General features: G+C 59.8%; 11 protein-coding genes. All 11 read left to right on the forward strand.

Annotated features, from left to right (window positions below):
* The 11 genes from flgJ to J3P84_RS08120 all read left to right on the forward strand — a co-directional run bounded on the left by flgJ (window position 1) and on the right by J3P84_RS08120 (window position 16,925).
* The gene (flgJ, locus tag J3P84_RS08070; RefSeq protein WP_434629186.1) at window positions 1-1,305 is read left to right on the forward strand and encodes a flagellar assembly peptidoglycan hydrolase FlgJ; all 1,305 of its coding nucleotides are present in this window, start codon (window positions 1-3) and stop codon (window positions 1,303-1,305) included.
* A 10-nt stretch (window positions 1,306-1,315) separates the two neighbouring features.
* A complete protein-coding gene (gene flgK / locus J3P84_RS08075) occupies window positions 1,316-3,382 on the forward strand; it encodes a flagellar hook-associated protein FlgK (protein WP_434629188.1) in 2,067 nt (688 codons plus the stop codon).
* 13 nt (window positions 3,383-3,395) lie between these two features.
* Window positions 3,396-4,961 (forward strand): flagellar hook-associated protein 3, encoded by a 1,566-nt coding sequence (locus tag J3P84_RS08080; RefSeq protein WP_434629190.1) that lies wholly within the window; start codon window positions 3,396-3,398, stop codon window positions 4,959-4,961.
* A gap of 93 nt (window positions 4,962-5,054) precedes the next feature.
* On the forward strand, window positions 5,055-8,624 hold the full coding sequence (locus J3P84_RS08085) for a glycosyltransferase (RefSeq protein ID WP_434629192.1): 3,570 nt from the start codon (window positions 5,055-5,057) through the stop codon (window positions 8,622-8,624).
* A 239-nt stretch (window positions 8,625-8,863) separates the two neighbouring features.
* Window positions 8,864-9,637 carry a glucose-1-phosphate cytidylyltransferase gene (gene rfbF / locus J3P84_RS08090; protein WP_434629194.1) on the forward strand — a complete coding sequence of 258 codons (774 nt, stop codon included), beginning with the start codon at window positions 8,864-8,866 and terminating at the stop codon, window positions 9,635-9,637.
* Window positions 9,628-10,701: a CDP-glucose 4,6-dehydratase gene (rfbG, locus tag J3P84_RS08095; protein WP_434631204.1), complete on the forward strand. Its 1,074-nt coding sequence runs from the start codon at window positions 9,628-9,630 to the stop codon at window positions 10,699-10,701. The genes rfbF and rfbG overlap by 10 nt, the downstream gene beginning before the upstream one ends.
* Window positions 10,698-11,258, forward strand: coding sequence for a dTDP-4-dehydrorhamnose 3,5-epimerase (gene rfbC / locus J3P84_RS08100; protein ID WP_434629196.1), 561 nt, complete (start codon window positions 10,698-10,700; stop codon window positions 11,256-11,258). The genes rfbG and rfbC overlap by 4 nt, the downstream gene beginning before the upstream one ends.
* Window positions 11,258-12,127 (forward strand): NAD-dependent epimerase/dehydratase family protein, encoded by an 870-nt coding sequence (locus J3P84_RS08105; protein ID WP_434629198.1) that lies wholly within the window; start codon window positions 11,258-11,260, stop codon window positions 12,125-12,127. The genes rfbC and J3P84_RS08105 overlap by 1 nt, the downstream gene beginning before the upstream one ends.
* The gene (locus J3P84_RS08110) at window positions 12,117-13,187 is read left to right on the forward strand and encodes a class I SAM-dependent methyltransferase (RefSeq protein WP_434631207.1); all 1,071 of its coding nucleotides are present in this window, start codon (window positions 12,117-12,119) and stop codon (window positions 13,185-13,187) included. Before J3P84_RS08105 ends, J3P84_RS08110 begins: the two co-directional genes overlap by 11 nt.
* 15 nt (window positions 13,188-13,202) lie before the next feature.
* Window positions 13,203-13,940, forward strand: coding sequence for a cephalosporin hydroxylase family protein (locus J3P84_RS08115; RefSeq protein ID WP_434629200.1), 738 nt, complete (start codon window positions 13,203-13,205; stop codon window positions 13,938-13,940).
* 51 nt (window positions 13,941-13,991) lie between these two features.
* Window positions 13,992-16,925, forward strand: coding sequence for a TIGR00180 family glycosyltransferase (locus tag J3P84_RS08120; RefSeq protein WP_434629202.1), 2,934 nt, complete (start codon window positions 13,992-13,994; stop codon window positions 16,923-16,925).
* Window positions 16,926-16,944: the final 19 nt, after the last annotated feature.

Genomic DNA, 16,944 nt, shown 5'->3' on the forward strand with positions numbered 1-16,944 from the left:
ATGGATATGCGCAAGGGCGCTTTGATCAGCGGCGATTCGGGGTCCTACTCGGACCTCAACCGCCTGAACCAGCTCAAGGTCGGCGACAAGAACAGCGACGGTAACCTGCGCAAGGTGGCGCAGGAGTTCGAGTCGCTGTTCCTTGGCGAGATGCTCAAGTCCATGCGTTCGGCCACCGAAGCGATGGGCAAGGACAATCCGATGAATACTGCCGAAGCCAAGCAGTATCAGGAAATGTACGACCAGCAGCTGGCCGTTTCGATGTCCCGCGAGGGCGGTGGTATCGGCCTGGCCGACGTGCTGCTGCGCCAGATGTCGAAGAACAAACCGACGGCGCCAGGTGAGGCGGCTACGTTGTCCGCCGCCAAGCAGCAAGAGGCGCTGGACAAGGTGACCAAGCCGGTTGTAACGCCGGTGGCCGCCGGAACGCTGCCCACCGACGGGCCTTTGTCGCGCACCAATGGCCAGCGCCCGCTGTGGGCTTCGCGGGCCGTGAACGCGCCGCAAGGTGCAGGCGAGGGCGTGCACCGCAACGATATGGAATTGCTCAACCAGCGTCGCCTGGCGCTGCCGCCGAAATTGGCCGACCGCCTGCTCGCCGGGCTGGTGCCTGCGGCTGCGGCCTCGACCGAGGCGCCCGCACAGAACATCCTGCCTGACCGCGCCGTTGCCGCCGTCAAGCCGGCCACCGGCGAATTGGGCAATGGTGACTGGCTGGCCGCGCTCAAGGATTCCGAGGCCAAAGGGCAGGTACAGGTTTATGGGCGCGCCGTGGCACAACCGCCACTGGCGCCGGCCCGCAAGGCGTTCCGCGATGCTGATGAATTCGTCAATGCGATGTTGCCGATGGCCAAGGAAGCCGCCGAGCGCATCGGTGTCGATCCGCGTTACCTGGTGGCCCAGGCCGCCCTGGAAACCGGTTGGGGTAAATCGGTCATGCGTCAGCCTGATGGCAGCAGCAGTCACAACCTGTTCGGCATCAAGGCCAGCAAGAACTGGACGGGCGATTCGGCGCGGGCAATCACCAGCGAATTCCGCAACGGTGAGATGGTCAAGGAAACCGCCGAGTTCCGCTCCTACGCATCGTACCGCGACAGCTTCCATGACCTGGTCAATCTGCTGCAAAGCAACAGTCGCTATCAAGCTGTGCTGAAGTCGGCCGATAACCCGGAACAGTTTGTACGCGAATTGCAGAAGGCCGGTTACGCCACCGACCCGAACTACGCCAGCAAGATTTCGCAGATAGCTCGGCAGATGACGAGTCCACAAAACTTCGCTTCGGCAAGCGCTACCACGATTTTATAAGGATTGAACCATGAGTCTGCTCAACATAGGGATGTCGGGCCTGTCGGCCAGTCAGTTCGCCCTGTTAACCACGGGTAACAACATTGCCAACGTCGATACCGATGGGTATTCGCGCCAGCAGACCGTGCAGGGCACCAAGGCTTCCAATCAATACGGCAACGTGTTCATCGGTTCCGGCACCACCCTGGCCGACGTGCGGCGGGTATACAACGCCTATCTCGAAGCGCAGTTGAAGACCACCACCTCGCTCAACAGTGACGCGGCGGCCTACCAGTCGCAGATTTCCCCGCTCGATGCGCTGTTGTCGGACACCGGCACCGGTCTCAATGGTGCCCTGACCAAGTTCTTCGCCTCGGTGCAGAACGTCAACGCCAAGCCGGGCGACGATGCGTCCCGCCAGTTGCTGCTCAGCGATGCCCAGGCCATGAGCGCCCGGTTCAATTCCGTCGCCAGCGAGCTGAACAAACAGAGCGAGACCATCAACGGCAACCTCAAGACCATGGTCGAGCAGGTCAACAGCCTGGCTAACACCGTGGCTCAGTTGAACAAGAAAATCGCCGAGGTTTCCAACAGCGGTGGCGCACCCAACGACCTGCTCGATGCTCGCGGCGAAGTCATTCGGCAGATTTCCAGCCTGACCGGTACCCAGGTCGTGGAAAATGGCAGCAGCCTGGACATCTACCTGGGCTCCGGCCAGCCCTTGGTGCTGGGCACCACGGTCAACAAGCTGGAAACCGTGCCGGACAAGAACGATCCGGGGCGCCTGGGCATCCAGCTCAACAGTGGTTCCAGTGTCATGGACCTCACTCAGGTCCTCTCGGGCGGCGAGATCGGCGGCCTGATGCGCTACCGCAGCACCGTGCTCGACCCGGCCATGAACGAGCTGGGGCGCGTGGCCCTGGTCGTTGCCGACCAGATGAATGCCATCCAGGCCTCGGGCATCGACCGCAACGGTGATTTTGGCTCCAACCTGTTCTCCAATATCAACAGCGCCGCGCAGGTAAGCCAGCGCAGCGTGGCATCGCTGAACAACAGCACCGGGTCCGGCAACTTCGAAGTGGCCATCAAGGACACCGGCAAGCTGAGCACCAATGACTACAAGGTCACCTTCACCAGCGGCACCGACTACACCGTGCAGCGCCTGCCCGACGGCACGTCGATGGGCAGCTTCAGCACCACGACCAATCCCCCGCCGGAAATCGACGGTTTCTCGATGAAATTCGTCAACGGCACGGCGGCAACCGGCGACTCGTTCAAGCTGACCCCGACCCGCAACGCGGCGGCCAGCATCAAGACCGAGATGACCGACTCCAAGCGGCTGGCGATCGCCGCGCCGCTGGGCGCCGCCATCGCACCCGGCGGCAGCGGCACGCTGAGCATTCCGGCCAGCGGCCAGCCGACCCTGACGACCAAGCTGGACATCTACGACGCCGCCACCACCAGCATCATCCAGAATGGCATCAAGACGTCCACGCCGGTCAAGGTGGTGTTCGGTGATCCGTCCGCCGATGGCACCAGCCAGCCGTATCAGTTGCTCGATGCCCAGGGCAACGAGATCAGTACCGGTTCGATCAAGCCCGGCGAAAGCAACACCCTGAACCTGACCATTCCGCTCAAGGATGCCAATGGCAACCCGATCACGGATGGCGCGACCCCGCCGGTACAACGCACGGTCGCTTTTGAAATGAGCATCGCCGGCGCACCGACCAAAGGTGCCGCCATCAACGTCACGCTTACCCAGCCCGGCAGCCTGGACAACCGTAACGGCACCGCCCTGGCCGACCTGCAGACAGGCAAGACCGTCGACACCAACAGCAACAGCAAAGGTATTTCCCTGAGCGATGCCTACGGCAAGCTGGTCGAAGGCGTCGGTGCCAAGGCCGCTCAGGGCAAGCTCGACAGCGCCGCCACTGGCGCGATCCTGAAAAACGCCTCGGACGCCCGCGACTCGCTGTCCGGCGTGGACCTGGACGAAGAGACCGGGAACCTGGTGAAGTTCCAGCAGTACTACACCGCGTCCTCGCAGATCATCAAGGCGGCGCAGGAAATCTTCAGCACTTTGATCAACAGTCTTTAAGGAGTCGTAGCCCATGCGAATTTCCACCAATCAGTTTTATGACACCTCGGCTGCGAACTATCAGAAGAACTTCGCAAAAGTCCTCAAGACCATGGAAGAGAGCTCAAGCCAGGTTCGCGTGAACACCGCGGCCGATGATCCGGTGGGCGCTTCGCGTCTGCTGCAGTTGGGTACCCAGGCGGCGTTGCTCGACCAGTACGAAACCAACACCAAGACCATCAGGGCGACCCTGGGCACTACTGAAGCGGTCATGGAGAGCATTGGTAACGTGCTGCAGCGCGCCAGGGAACTGTCCGTGAGTGCCGGTAACGCCGGCTACACCGATGCTGACCGTCAAGCCACTGCCTCGGAGCTGGGCCAGATCGAAGAGCAGTTGCTGAGCCTGATGAACTCCAAGGACGAAAACGGCAAGTACATATTCGCCGGGTCCAAGGGCGACACCATCCCGTTCACCCGCAACGACGATGGCACCTACAGCTATAACGGTGATCAGGTCACCCTCGACCTGCCGATCGGCGATACCATGTCCATGGCCACCAACAGCACCGGCTGGGAAGTGTTCCAGCAAGCCGTCAATACCAGCCGCAGCCAGGTCACCATGACCGCGCCGGCAGTCAATGACGGTCGTGTCGTGCTGTCCGACGGCCAGGTGTCGTCCAGTGTCAGCTACAACAGCAAGTTTCGCAGCGGCGAGCCGTACACCGTGGAATTCGTCAGCGGTACGCAGCTGAAAATCACCGACTCGCTCGGTAATGACGTGACGGCGGAAGCCAGCCAGGGCGGCAGTTTCGACCCTGCCAGCAAGAGTGGTCAGGCAGTCAATTTCCGTGGCGTGGAGCTGACCCTGAACATCAATCTGCAAACGGGTGACGACCCCGCCACGGTGTTGCCAGGGCGCACCTTCACGCTGGCTGCCAAGCCGGACACCTTTGTTCCGACACGCAGCCCCGGCAACCCGACAGCGGTGCAGATCACCGGCAGTGAGATCACCGACCCGGTGGCGTACCACGCCAGTTTCCCTACCGGTTCGGCAGTGCTGAAGTTCACCAGCGCTACCGATTTCGAACTTTATGCCGCGCCGCTGACCGCTGACAGCCGGCCGGTTTCCAGCGGTACCCTCGCCGGTAACGTGGCAACAGCTTCGGGCGTCAGCTTCACCTTGAACGGCGCGCCCGCCGCGGACGATCAGTTCAGCGTCGCAATCAACACCCACGAAACCCAGAATATCCTGGACACCGTGAGCCAGTTGAAGAAGGCGTTGAACACCCCTACCAATGGTGACCCTCTCGAGGTACAGAAACTTCAGGCTTCGTTGGCTTCCGGTATCGGCAACCTGACGAGCGGCACCGATCAACTCTCCAGTGCCCGGAGTTCGGTCGGCGGTCGGGGTCAGTCGCTGGATACCCAAAGCGGCACCAACCAGAGTCTGGTCCTGGCCAACAGCCAGACCCAATCGTCGATTCGTGATTCCGATTCAGCCGAAGTATTGATTCGCCTGACGATGCAAAGCACCATGCTGCAAGCCTCGCAACTGGCCTTCAGCAAAATCGCGCAGTTGGGTCTGTTCAACAAGATCTGAGCCGGTATCGACCGAGCCGCCAACCGTCTTTTTTAAGCGGTTTCGGGGCTCCGACCTGAAAAGGCCGGAGCCCGCCGCTCGAGAGTTTTAACCGTGAAGCTACTTCCCCTCGTCAGTATCGTTATCCCTGCCTACAACCCTCGGTTTTTCGACCAGGCACTGCTCAGTGCCTTGGCCCAGACCTACGAAAATATTGAAATCATTATTTGCGACGATTCGCCTGGCGATGAAATTCGCCACATCGTTGGATCTTTTACACAGCCGGCCCATCCCGTCCGTTATCTGAAAAACCCGCAACGATTGGGGCTCCAAGGCAACCTGTTGCGCTGTGTCGAAGAGGCGCAGGGCGAATTCATCAAGGTGTTGTGCGATGACGATCGACTGTTTGCGCCGAGCATTGCAATGCAGGCTCAGGTACTGATGGATCATGCGGACGTCAGCGTGGTATTTGCCCTGCGATTGTTGTGCGATGCGGGAAACTTTATTTTGCCGCCGCGCATCGAAAATTGCCGCTTCGCGCCAAATGACGCCCTGCTCAAGGGCGACGACATGCTGGCGATTTTCGAGAAAACACCGACCAACTTCATCGGCAATTTCAGTTCGACCCTGATGCGTCGGGCCGATGTACTGGAACTGTTGCCGGCCCTGGTCCAGGAGGGTGCTGGATTCGTTGCCACGCTCGACTTTGCCTTGTTCGTCTGTTTGATGCGCCGCGGTAATCTGGTCGCCCAGGGGACGGTCCTGAGTGTCGAGCGTCTGTATCCCGGGCGGCTGAGCAAGACTCCGGAAATGCTCAAGGCGGCGAAGGTGGAGTGGGAGTGGTTGGCACAGATGCTCGCCGTGCGAAACGGCGAGGCGGCGCCCGCCTCGGGCTGGGTGCGCTATGTGGATCTGAGCAGTGTCACCGATCAACCTCACGCCTGGCAGGAACTGTGTGTGACCCGGGTGCTGGGCAATCGCAACACCGTGGTCAATGGCCGAGTGGGGGCGCAGAGTGAAAGCTACGCCGAGTTCTATCGCGAATGGCTGTCGATCCGCCGGTTCAGCGAGGTCGAACAGCGCACCATGCCTGCGCGCATCGACAGTTGGCCGTCGCGTCCGAACATCGTACTCATTGTCATCGACAGCGTTGGGGACAGTGTGGCGTTGATGGCGACGCTACGCGGCATTGATGGCCAGCTCTATCCGGCGCACGCCGTGGTGGTATTGTCCGATGCCCATTGCGAGGTCAATGACCGTGTACTGCAGCTGCCCTATCAGGCCGACTGGGCACGGCAACTCAATGCCATTGTTCCGCAGTTGGAGGGCGCACATTGGTTCTACCTGCTGCGCGCTGGCGATACCCTCCGTGATTCAGCATTGTTAATCCTGGCCGAACGCGTGGCAGGGATACAAGGGGTTCTTTGCGTCTATAGCGACGAAGGAGCGCTGATGGATGCAGAATCATGCGAGCCCGTGTTCAAACCTGACTTCAACCTGGACCTGATGCGCGCCTATCCCTACGTCGGCCGAACCCTGGCCTTTGAGCGTGAGCGTTTCATGGCCCTAGGCGGTTTCGATCCGGCACGTGGTGAGCTGGCACCTCATGATCTGCTCTGGCGCCTGGTGGAAGAAGCCGGTCCGCAGATTATCGAGCACATCGCCGAAATTCAGGTGGAGTCCGTCCTCACCTTTGCCCAATGGTTGTCCTGGCCCGAGGTCATTGAGAATAATGCCGCGATGGTTAGCGCGCACCTTGACCGTATTGGCATGGTGCATGAGATTCGCCAGGACACGTTGCCATTGATCAATCGCATCGACTATCGACACAGCACACGCCCGCTCGTATCGGTCATCCTGCGCACCGGTGATTCGCTTGCAGTATTGCAGCGCTGCACCGAAAGCCTGATCGAGCGCACCGCCTACACCCATTACGAAATTCTGATTGTGGACAGCGGCGTCCAGGCTCCGGCCATGCTTGACTGGCTGGCAAACATGTCACAGCTGGGCGCGAGCATGTTGCGGGTGCTGCGTTACGCTGGCGAGGATAGCGATGCGGCGGTGCACAACTTCGCTGCGAGCCAGGCCCGAGGCGAGTACCTGTTGTTGCTCAGCCCACAAATCGTCATGGGTGAAATTGATTGGCTGGACGAAATGCTCAATCATGCCCAGCGGCCTGAAGTCGCGGTGGTCGGAGCGAGAATACTCAGTCCCCAGGGCACGATTGCCGGTGGCGGACAGATTCTTGGGTTGGCCGGGCCGGTGGGCACACCGTTTCAGGGTGAGACGGCAGCATCCCGAGGCTACATGCAGCGCTTGCATGTCACCCAGAACTGGAGTTCGGTCAGCAGCGATTGCCTGATGGTGCGCAAGCAAGTGTTCGAAGACCTTGGAGGTCTGGATGATGCGACTTTTACGCTGGGCCTCAGCGATGTCGACTTGTGCTTGCGTGCGGGCAAGGATGGCTACCTGGTGGTCTGGACGCCTTATGCCAGCGTCATGCAGGTTGCTCCGCCGTCATCGGGTCAGCCTGAAGAAACAACACGGTTGGAGCGCGAGCGCGAAATATTCTATCGCAAGTGGTTGCCCCAGATCGCCCGAGACCCGGCCTATAGTCCTTCCTTGAGCCTGGGGGTTTCCAGTTTCAGCCTCGAACCTTCGCTGCGTAACAACTGGAACCCGTTCTGCACTCGTGCCTTGCCGCTGGTGCTTGGTCTGCCGGTCAATGCAACCGCGGTGGGCCACTATCGTGTCACTGCCCCGTTGGCCGAGCTGGAAGCGGCTGGACGGGTCATTGCCCGGGTAGCCTACGAGTCGCCTTCCACTGTTGATATCGAGCGATTGTCTCCAGACACTATCGTTTTGCAGGGACGCTACAGCGAGGGTTCCGCTGGCGACATCCTGCGGATGAAGAAGTATTCCAATGCTTTGCGAATTTTCGAGCTCGACGACTACATCGTCAGCGCACCCAAGAAAAATACCCATGCCCGCAACAAGCCGGCCAATACCGAGCAGATGTTGCGCGAGGGCATCGGGCTCTGTGATCGCGTGGTGGTGACCACTCAACCATTGGCCGATGCCCTGTCCAGTATGCACAGCGAGATACGCGTGGTGCCCAACATGCTGCAACCCGAGCCGTGGGCCCGGTTGACCAGCCGCCGCAGCACGTCTTCCAGGCCTCGGGTTGGCTGGGGCGGTGGCACCAGCCACAGCGGCGACCTGGAGATCATCGCCGACGTGGTCCGCGAGCTGGCCAATGAAGTGGAATGGGTGTTCTTCGGCATGTGCCCTGAGGTATTGCGCCCCTACATTCATGAATTTCACGGTTCGGTCGGCCTGAATACCTACCCGTTCAAATTGGCCAGTCTGAACCTCGACCTGGCACTGGCGCCGCTGGAGTTTCACATCTTCAACGACTGCAAGAGCAACCTGCGCTTGCTGGAGTACGGCGCCTGCGGCTACCCGGTAATCTGCACCGACACCAAGGCCTACGACGGTTTCCTGCCCTGTACCAAAGTGCGCAGCAACAGCACCGAGGAGTGGATCGCGGCGATCCGCATGCACTTGGCCGACCCTGACGCCAGTTATCGGATGGGCGATGAACTGCGCGAAGCAGTGCTTCGTGACTTCATGCTCAGTGCCGATAATTTGCAGCATTGGTTGTGGGGATGGTTACCGGATTGATAGGTGGGACGGGTAAATCCCCTCGCCACAAAAGCAGGGCTCGGTGCTCTTTCTGACTTCTACCCCCGAAAACTCCGCCTTTCGATCTGGCGCGTTTCCTGCAAGTCCCCCTCATATCGCCATAAAACGAGCGCTCGCGGCCCCGTCGCAGCGCCCGGATCGGCATCGAAGGTGTAATCCCGGCGCCCGCAAGCAAAACAACGCTTGGCCGAGCCCGGTGATGAACAAGAGGGGAGACGATGAAGGCAGTTATCTTGGCAGGTGGGCTCGGCACGCGGATCAGCGAGGAGTCGCACCTCAAGCCCAAGCCGATGATCGAAATCGGCGGCAAGCCAATTCTTTGGCACATCATGAAGCAGTACTCTGCTCATGGAATCCATGACTTCGTGATCTGCCTGGGCTACAAGGGCTACGCCATCAAGGACTTCTTCGCCAACTATTTCCTGCATACCTCCGACGTCACTTTCGACATGTGCAACAACCGCATGGACGTCCACCAGAATTACAGCGAGCCGTGGCGCGTGACCCTGATCGACACCGGCGAGGACACCATGACCGGCGGGCGTCTGCGTCGGGCGGCGCGTTACCTGGAAGACGAAGAGGCGTTTTGTTTTACCTATGGTGATGGCGTGTCGGACCTGAATATTGGCGCGCTCGTGGATTTTCATTTGTCCCATGGCAAGCTTGCCACCGTGACGGCCGTCCAGCCCCCTGGGCGTTACGGTGCGTTGGAGCGCGACGGCGATAGCGTTCTGGGTTTCACCGAAAAACCCCGGGGTGACGGCGGCTGGATCAACGGGGGTTTTTTTGTGCTCTCGCCAAAGGTCTTGCCTTTTATCGCCGATGACCAGACGTCCTGGGAAGCCGAACCGCTGGCGGCTCTGGCGACCGAGCAGCAGCTCCAGGCGTTCCAGCACGATGGGTTCTGGCATCCAATGGACACCCTGCGGGATAAAAACCACCTCGAAGCCTTGTGGCAAAGCGGCGAGGCCCCATGGAAACAATGGTCTTGAATCCCGAATTCTGGCGTGGCAAGCGCGTACTCGTCACCGGCCATACCGGCTTCAAGGGCAGTTGGCTGACGCTGTGGCTGCAGAGCCTGGGGGCCAAGGTCAGTGGTTTTTCCCTTGACCCGGCCACCCAGCCGAACCTGTACGAACTGGCCCGCGTGGGCGAGGGCATCGATGACCGACGCGGCGACTTGCGCGACCTCGGTGCCTTGCTCGAAGTGCTGGCTGACGTGCAACCGCAGATTGTCCTGCACCTGGCAGCCCAACCGCTGGTACGTGAGGCGTATCGCGATCCGTTGGGTACCTATTCCAGCAATGTCATGGGCACCCTTAACCTGCTCGAAGCGATCCGTCAGATTGGTGGCGTGCGCGCCTGTGTCATGGTCACTACCGACAAGGTCTACGCCAATCAGGAATGGCTGTGGCCCTACCGCGAAAACGAAGCCCTGGGCGGCCACGATCCTTACAGCAGCAGCAAGGCCTGCTGCGAGTTGCTGGCGCAGTCTTATGCCGCCTCGTTTTTCTCCGCCGATCGTTACGCCGAACATGGCCTGGCTCTGGCCACGGCGCGGGCTGGCAACGTATTGGGTGGGGGCGATTTCGCCCCTGAGCGGCTGATTCCGGACGTGCTCAAGGCCTGGTCGGCGGACGAACCGGTGACGCTGCGTTATCCCCACGCCGTGCGCCCGTGGCAACACGCCTTGGAGCCATTGGCCGGTTATCTGCAGTTGGCCGCTGCCCTCTATGAGCAGGGGTCGGAATTTGCCGGTGCCTGGAACTTCGGTCCCGGCGAAGCGGACATGTGCAGTGTCGGTGATGTCGTCCAGTTGCTGGCCGAGCGCTGGCCACAAGCGCCTGGCTTGCGCATCGAACCGAGTGATCTGCATGAGGCAGGCCTGCTGCGTCTGGACAGCAGCCGTGCCCGGCAATTGCTGGGCTGGCAGCCGCGTTGGTCGTTGCAGCAGTGCCTGGCCCAGACCCTCGGTTGGCACCTGGCCTGGCAGAACGGCGATGACATGCGTGCGATCACGCTGAATCAATTGAATCTCTACAGGGGGCGGTTATGACTGATTTCACCCTTCAGGCGTTAGCGCTGGAAGGTTTGTATCTGATCCGGCAAAAAGTCTTCTGCGATGATCGGGGGCGATTTGCCCGGTTGTTCTGTCAGTCCCGCCTCACGCTTCAGGGGAGACCGTTCGCTATTCGCCAGATCAATCATTCACGTACGGTCGAAAAAGGTAGCGTGCGCGGCCTGCACTACCAAAAGGCCGGATACGCGGAGTCCAAGTTGATTACTTGCGTACGGGGCGCGGTATGGGACGTGGTGGTCGATTTGCGGCCGCAATCCCCAACCTACCTGCAGTGGCATGCCGAGGACCTGCGAGCCGATGACGGACGTAGTTTGCTGATTCCTGCCGGTTTCGCCCATGGTTTCCAAGCCCTGACCGATGACGCTGAAGTGTTGTATCTAACCGATGCTGACTACGCGCCGGATCATGAAGCCGGCCTCTCGGTCATTGACCCTGCACTGTCCATCTCCTGGCCGCTGCCGGTTAAAAATCTGTCGGCCAAAGATGCGAGTCATCCGTTGCTGGACAAAGATTTCAGTGGAGTTCAGCTGTAATGGGACACTCCTCGACCGTACTGGTCACGGGAGCCACCGGCTTTGTCGGTCGGCATCTGGTCAGTGCTTTACTCGCCAAAGGCTTCAACGTTCGAGCTTCAGGTCGAAACGTCGAAAGCGCGCGTGCCATGCCGTGGTTTGACGATGTGGAGTTTTGCACAGCAGACGTCCATGCACCGGACCTGGATGTGGGCGCGCTGACCGACGGAGTCGATGCCATCGCTCATCTGGCTTGGCCTGGCCTGCCGAACTATCAGGCGCTGTTCCATTTCGAGCGAACCTTGCCTTTGGACTACGCGTTTCTCAAGCGCGTGATCGAGGCCGGCGTCAGCCATGTTCTGGTCACCGGTACCTGTTTCGAGTACGGACTGCAAAGTGGCCCATTGAGCGAGGCGGTGATCGCACAGCCCTGCACGCCGTATGGCCTGGCGAAGCATACTTTGCATCGGTTCCTTGAAGCCTTACAGCGAGAACGTGCATTTACGTTGCAGTGGGCTCGCCTGTTTTATTTGCACGGCCCGGGACAGAATCCTAACAGTCTGTTGGCCAGTCTCGATCGGGCGATCGACGAAGGTGATGCGCAGTTCAACATGTCGGCGGGCGACCAATTGCGTGATTACCTGGAGATCGAACAAGCCGCTTCTCAATTGGCCTCGCTAATAACCCGGCGCGATGTCGATGGGGTGATCAACTGTTGCAGTGGCCATCCGGTGTCGGTGCGGGCGCTGGTGGAACAGCGAGTGCGTGAGCGCCAGTCGGCGATCGCCTTGAACCTGGGCCACTATGGGTATTCGGGTCATGAGCCCATGGCGTTTTGGGGCGATGCGCAGCGGATTTCGCAGCTCAGGAGAGAAGAACATGCAGCATGAACTGTATCGGGCGAGCGGACTGCCGATCTTACAGAACCGTACATTTGCCACTGCCGAACAGGCTCAGGCATCGGCCAGCGCGGATATCGTGCTGGTGCAGGACAGCCAGAGCGGTCTGATCTTCAATCAGGCATTCGACGCCAGCAAACTCAGTTATGACGTCGACTATCAAAACGAGCAGGCGTACTCAGTGCAGTTTCAACAGCACCTGAATGACGTCGAAGCGATTCTGGCGCAACATTTCACAGACAAAAGCCTCATTGAAGTTGGTTGTGGCAAAGGTTATTTCCTCGAAATGCTGCGAGGCCTGGGCTACTCCATCACCGGGATCGATCCTTCCTATGAAGGTGACAACCCTGATGTGATCAAGGCGCCCTTCAGTCGGGAATTGGGGGTGGAGGCTGACGCCATCGTGTTGCGCCATGTACTGGAGCACATCACTAATCCGGTGGGTTTTCTGGCCGAGCTCGCCGCTGCCAACCAGGGCGGACAGATTTATATCGAAGTGCCGTGTTTCGACTGGATTATTCAGCACAACGCCTGGTTCGACGTGTTCTACGAGCATGTGAATTACTTCCGTCTTGCCGATTTGCGTGCAATGTTCGGGACGGTGCACGAGGCAGGACATTTGTTCGGCGGCCAATACCTTTTCATCGTTGCCGATCTTTCCACTTTGCGCAGCACGCCCGCCAAGGCACCACAGCCGCTGATGCTGCCGGAAAACTTCACCGCCAGCCTCAACCGTGCCGTGCAGATCATTCGGGGCGCGCCTGAGCGAGGTTCGGCGATCTGGGGCGCGTCCTCCAAAGGCGTGATTTATTCATTGGCGCTGCAACGCGCGGGCGTTGCAGTGGATCGCGTGGTGGATATCAATCCGGCCAAGCAGGGGCGCTACTTGCCGCTGAGTGGCGTGCGAGTGTCTTCCCCCCAAGAGGCGATGGACACCTTGCCCGAAGGCGCCAATCTGTTCGTAATGAATTCCAATTACCTCGAAGAGATCAAACGGATGACCGGTGGGCGCTACGTCTACCATGCCGTTGACAGCGCTTCGTTCCAATAACCGCGAGATTCGAACATGACCGACAACACTATCCATAAAGCTTTCGAAGCCCAATGCCAGACCGAAATCGCCGGTCAAGGCCAAGACCAGAAACTCGTCGGCTTGGCCAAGGAGTTTTTCAACGAATCGGCGCGCCATAAGTACAGCTACCATTTTTCCTGGATGGGCCGGCCGATCATCCAGTTGCCCCAGGACATGATGGCGATGCAGGAGTTGATCTGGCAGATCAAGCCTGACCTGATCATCGAATGTGGCATCGCTCACGGCGGTTCGATCATTTATTACGCCTCGTTGCTGGAGCTGCAGGGCCATGGAGAAGTGCTAGGCATTGACCTGGATATCCGTCCTCATAACCGCGAAGCCATCGAGAGCCACCCGATGAGCAAGCGCATCTCGATGATCGAAGGTTCGAGCATCGATCCGGCCATCGCCGAGCAGGTCCATGCAGCGGCCAAAGGCAAGAAGGTCATCCTGGTGCTCGATTCCAACCATACCCATGACCATGTGCTGGAAGAGCTGCGCCTGTATGCGCCGTTGGTTTCGGTGGGCAGTTATTGCGTAGTGATGGACACGGTGGTGGAAGACATGCCGGCTGACTTCTTCCCGGATCGCCCATGGGGCCCGGGCGACAATCCGAAAACCGCAGTATGGAAATACCTTGAAGAAAACGGTGACTTCGAAATCGATCAGCAACTGCAGAACAAGCTGCTGATCACTGTCGCACCGGATGGCTATCTGCGCCGGGTTCGTTGATTCATCCGTTTCAAGTCATTGGCGTCTGGCAGGTTGTGGGGACTAGGAAATATGCAGGTTCGAAATACGATTCAAAACAAGGTGGCACCGCTGAACGAGCGGTTCACCGTGGTGGTCATCTCCCACAACCGCAGCGCATTCCTGCACCGTACGTTGCATTATTACAGCAGCTATCCGTGTTCGATTCTGGTGCTGGATTCATCAGTGGAACGGGATGAACAGATTGCCCGGGAATTTCCGTCGGTCGATTACCGCCACCTGCCCCAGTTCACTTACAAGGGGCTGCAGGACAAGCTGGTATATGGCGTCAATCAGGTCAAGACGCCCTACATGGTGTTCGCTGCCGACGATGACTTCCTGCTGCACGATGCCTTGACCGAGTCGGTGGAGTTTCTCGAAGCCAATCCGGATTACGGCCTCTGTCACGGCTACGGAATCATGTATCTGTCCTGCGCGACAGAAGTCTGTTACTTCCGTCGTGACCGCAAAGTGCATGAGGACTACGACAGCGAACTGGCCGAGGACCGGGTGATCCGCTTCATGGATCAGTTCCTGCCGCCGTTCTACGCCGTGACCCGTACCGACCTGCTGCAACAGTGGTATGGCATGCTGCCGCCAGGGACCAGTTTCGAGTGGCAGGAAATTGGCCATACTTTTTACCTGTTGGCTTGCGCCAAGGCACGGATCCTGCCGATTCCGTTCGCCGTCCGCGAACTCAACTACGGCGGTTCCGAACACAACACCAACGTGCTGACGGTGCTGAGTTACAAAGACGCCAAAAGCGTCGCCGAGCGTGAGCAGTTCGCCGAGTTCCTGGCGTCTCTCCCTACGCCTCTGCGCGAGCAGGCGCCGGGGCGCGTCAAGCAGATTGCCCTGGACAGCTTCGCGGCCATGGCTGACTGCCTGGTGCAGGGGCGCTCACTCAAAGGCACGCAGATCATCCGCTCGACATGGCTGGAGGCGGGGGGCGAGCCGGTCCGTTCGTTTGGCCCACAGCAATTTGTCGAAATGCCGTTCTACAATCAGCGGGTCTTCGACCTGCTCACTCAATTTGAGTTCCTGCTGCATGCAATGCCGGCCGGTCGCCTTCAGCTTCAGCAGTTGGAAGGCATCCTGCTGCGTCAGCATGAACTGATGCGGCTGCAACCTAACGACAACGAGCGCACGATACGCAGCCGGTTATGGGAGGCCCAGGGCCTTTACGCATTCAACCGCACAGTGGTCAAGCGCCTGGCCGAGTCGTTGAAAAACAGCGACGAACCAGACGAAGCGGTGAAATTGCAGGCCTGGGCCGAGCGGCTGGATTCGGTGCCGGGCCAGCAGGATCGCCGGTTGCTGGATAACATGCACTCCGGCCGTCTGTTGAGCTGGCTTGAAGCACGCAGCCCCAACGCCCAACAGCTCACATCCATTGCAGCCCATCTGGTCGAGCATCAGGGCGGACCGCGCTTTGGCATTCTGCTGCTGGACCTGGACGCTGACATGTTCAAGCTACAGGCCACCTTCGACAGTCTGGTCAATGGCCACTGCAAGGCGTTCAACGTGGTGGTCTTCACCACCGGCGACCTGCCGGCGACCACCACCGTGCGCGACACCGTGCACTTCGTCAAAGTCAGCACCTCCAATTATGTTGAGCGCGTCAATCAGATCATCGGGCAATCGACTGCTGACTGGATGGTGCTTGCCGAGGCCGGTGACCAGTTCACCCCGAGTGGCCTGTTGCGCGCGAGCCTCGAGCTGATCGATGCCGACGGCGTTCGCGCGGTGGCCATGGATGAAATCCAGCGTAAGGCTGATGGCAGCCTCATCGATGTGTTCCGCCCTGGCGTCAATCTCGATTTCCTGCAATCGGTGCCTTCGCTGATGGCGCGGCATTGGCTGATTAATCGCCAAGTGCTGGCCCAGGCCCGAGGATTCACGCCCGAATACACCCAGGCCCTGGAGCAGGATCTGCTGTTGCGCCTGATTGAAGACGCAGGGCTGGCCGGCCTGGCGCACCTGGCCGAGCCGTTGCTGATCTGCGACGCCCCGCCGGAAGAGGAAAAGCCCCAGGAGCGTCAGGTACTGACGCGCCACCTGGCCGCCCGCGGCTATCGCGCCCAGGTCATCTCGGCGCTACCGCTGACATACCAGATCGATTACCAGCATGCCGAGCGGCCACTGGTGTCGATCATTCTCGAAAGTCGAGACAATTTCGAGCAGGTACAGCAGGCGCTGGTCAGCGTGCTGCAACGCACCCGCTACCATCGGCACGAAATATTGGTTGCCGATAACCACAGCCGATCCGAGGAACTGGCTCAGTGGCTCGATAGCCTGGAAGGCAAGGGCGAGCGGATCCGCGTTCTGCGCAGCGACAGTCGCCTCAGTGCGTCGGCTCTGTACAACTGGGCGAGCTCGCAAGCCAAGGGCGAGTATCTGGTGCTATTGTCGGCCGAAGTGCAGGTGATCAATGCCAACTGGCTCGACAGCCTGCTCAATCAGGCCCAGCGGCCCGAGGTGGGGATTGTCGGCAGTAAGCAAATGGATAACCGTGGTATCACTACCCAGGCAGGGCTGGTACTGAAGCCCGATGGGAGGGTGGCCTCGGTGTTCGTTGGCGAACGCAAGGACGCCAAGGGCTATCTAAACGGCCATCAGGCGGAACAGAACTACTCGGCGGTGTCCGGCGCGTGCCTGATGATCCGCAAAGACTTGTTCGAAGCCGTTGGCGGCCTGGACGAGGAACATTTCGGTGAAGCGTTTGCCGACGTCGACCTGTGCCTGAAAGCGGCGGATGCGGGTTATCTCACCGTCTGGACTCCCCAGGCCCAAATGCTGCACTCCGGTACGTTCCCTGATGCACCGGAGGCGACCAAGGTCTTGCGCAACAAGTGGGAGGCGCGCTTCAGCCATGACGCGGTGCGTAACCCAAACCTGGCCTTGACCGGAACCGGCTTTGCGCTGGGCACCGCTGCGGCAGTGGATTGGGCAAGGTTGCTCGCATAGGCCTGGTAATCAGGCAAAG

This window comes from Pseudomonas sp. Z1-29 (genome assembly GCF_051131995.1).
In the GTDB taxonomy this organism is placed as follows: Bacteria; Pseudomonadota; Gammaproteobacteria; order Pseudomonadales; family Pseudomonadaceae; genus Aquipseudomonas.

Bases quoted from the DNA above. Each gene is read 5' to 3' on its own strand.
- flgJ (WP_434629186.1), top strand. From the start codon at position 1: ATGGATATGCGCAAGGGCGCTTTGATCAGCGGCGATTCGGGGTCCTAC.
- flgK (WP_434629188.1), top strand. From the start codon at position 1,316: ATGAGTCTGCTCAACATAGGGATGTCGGGCCTGTCGGCCAGTCAGTTC.
- J3P84_RS08080 (WP_434629190.1), top strand. From the start codon at position 3,396: ATGCGAATTTCCACCAATCAGTTTTATGACACCTCGGCTGCGAACTAT.
- rfbF (WP_434629194.1), top strand. From the start codon at position 8,864: ATGAAGGCAGTTATCTTGGCAGGTGGGCTCGGCACGCGGATCAGCGAG.
- rfbG (WP_434631204.1), top strand. From the start codon at position 9,628: ATGGTCTTGAATCCCGAATTCTGGCGTGGCAAGCGCGTACTCGTCACC.
- rfbC (WP_434629196.1), top strand. From the start codon at position 10,698: ATGACTGATTTCACCCTTCAGGCGTTAGCGCTGGAAGGTTTGTATCTG.
- J3P84_RS08105 (WP_434629198.1), top strand. From the start codon at position 11,258: ATGGGACACTCCTCGACCGTACTGGTCACGGGAGCCACCGGCTTTGTC.
- J3P84_RS08110 (WP_434631207.1), top strand. From the start codon at position 12,117: ATGCAGCATGAACTGTATCGGGCGAGCGGACTGCCGATCTTACAGAAC.
- J3P84_RS08115 (WP_434629200.1), top strand. From the start codon at position 13,203: ATGACCGACAACACTATCCATAAAGCTTTCGAAGCCCAATGCCAGACC.
- J3P84_RS08120 (WP_434629202.1), top strand. From the start codon at position 13,992: ATGCAGGTTCGAAATACGATTCAAAACAAGGTGGCACCGCTGAACGAG.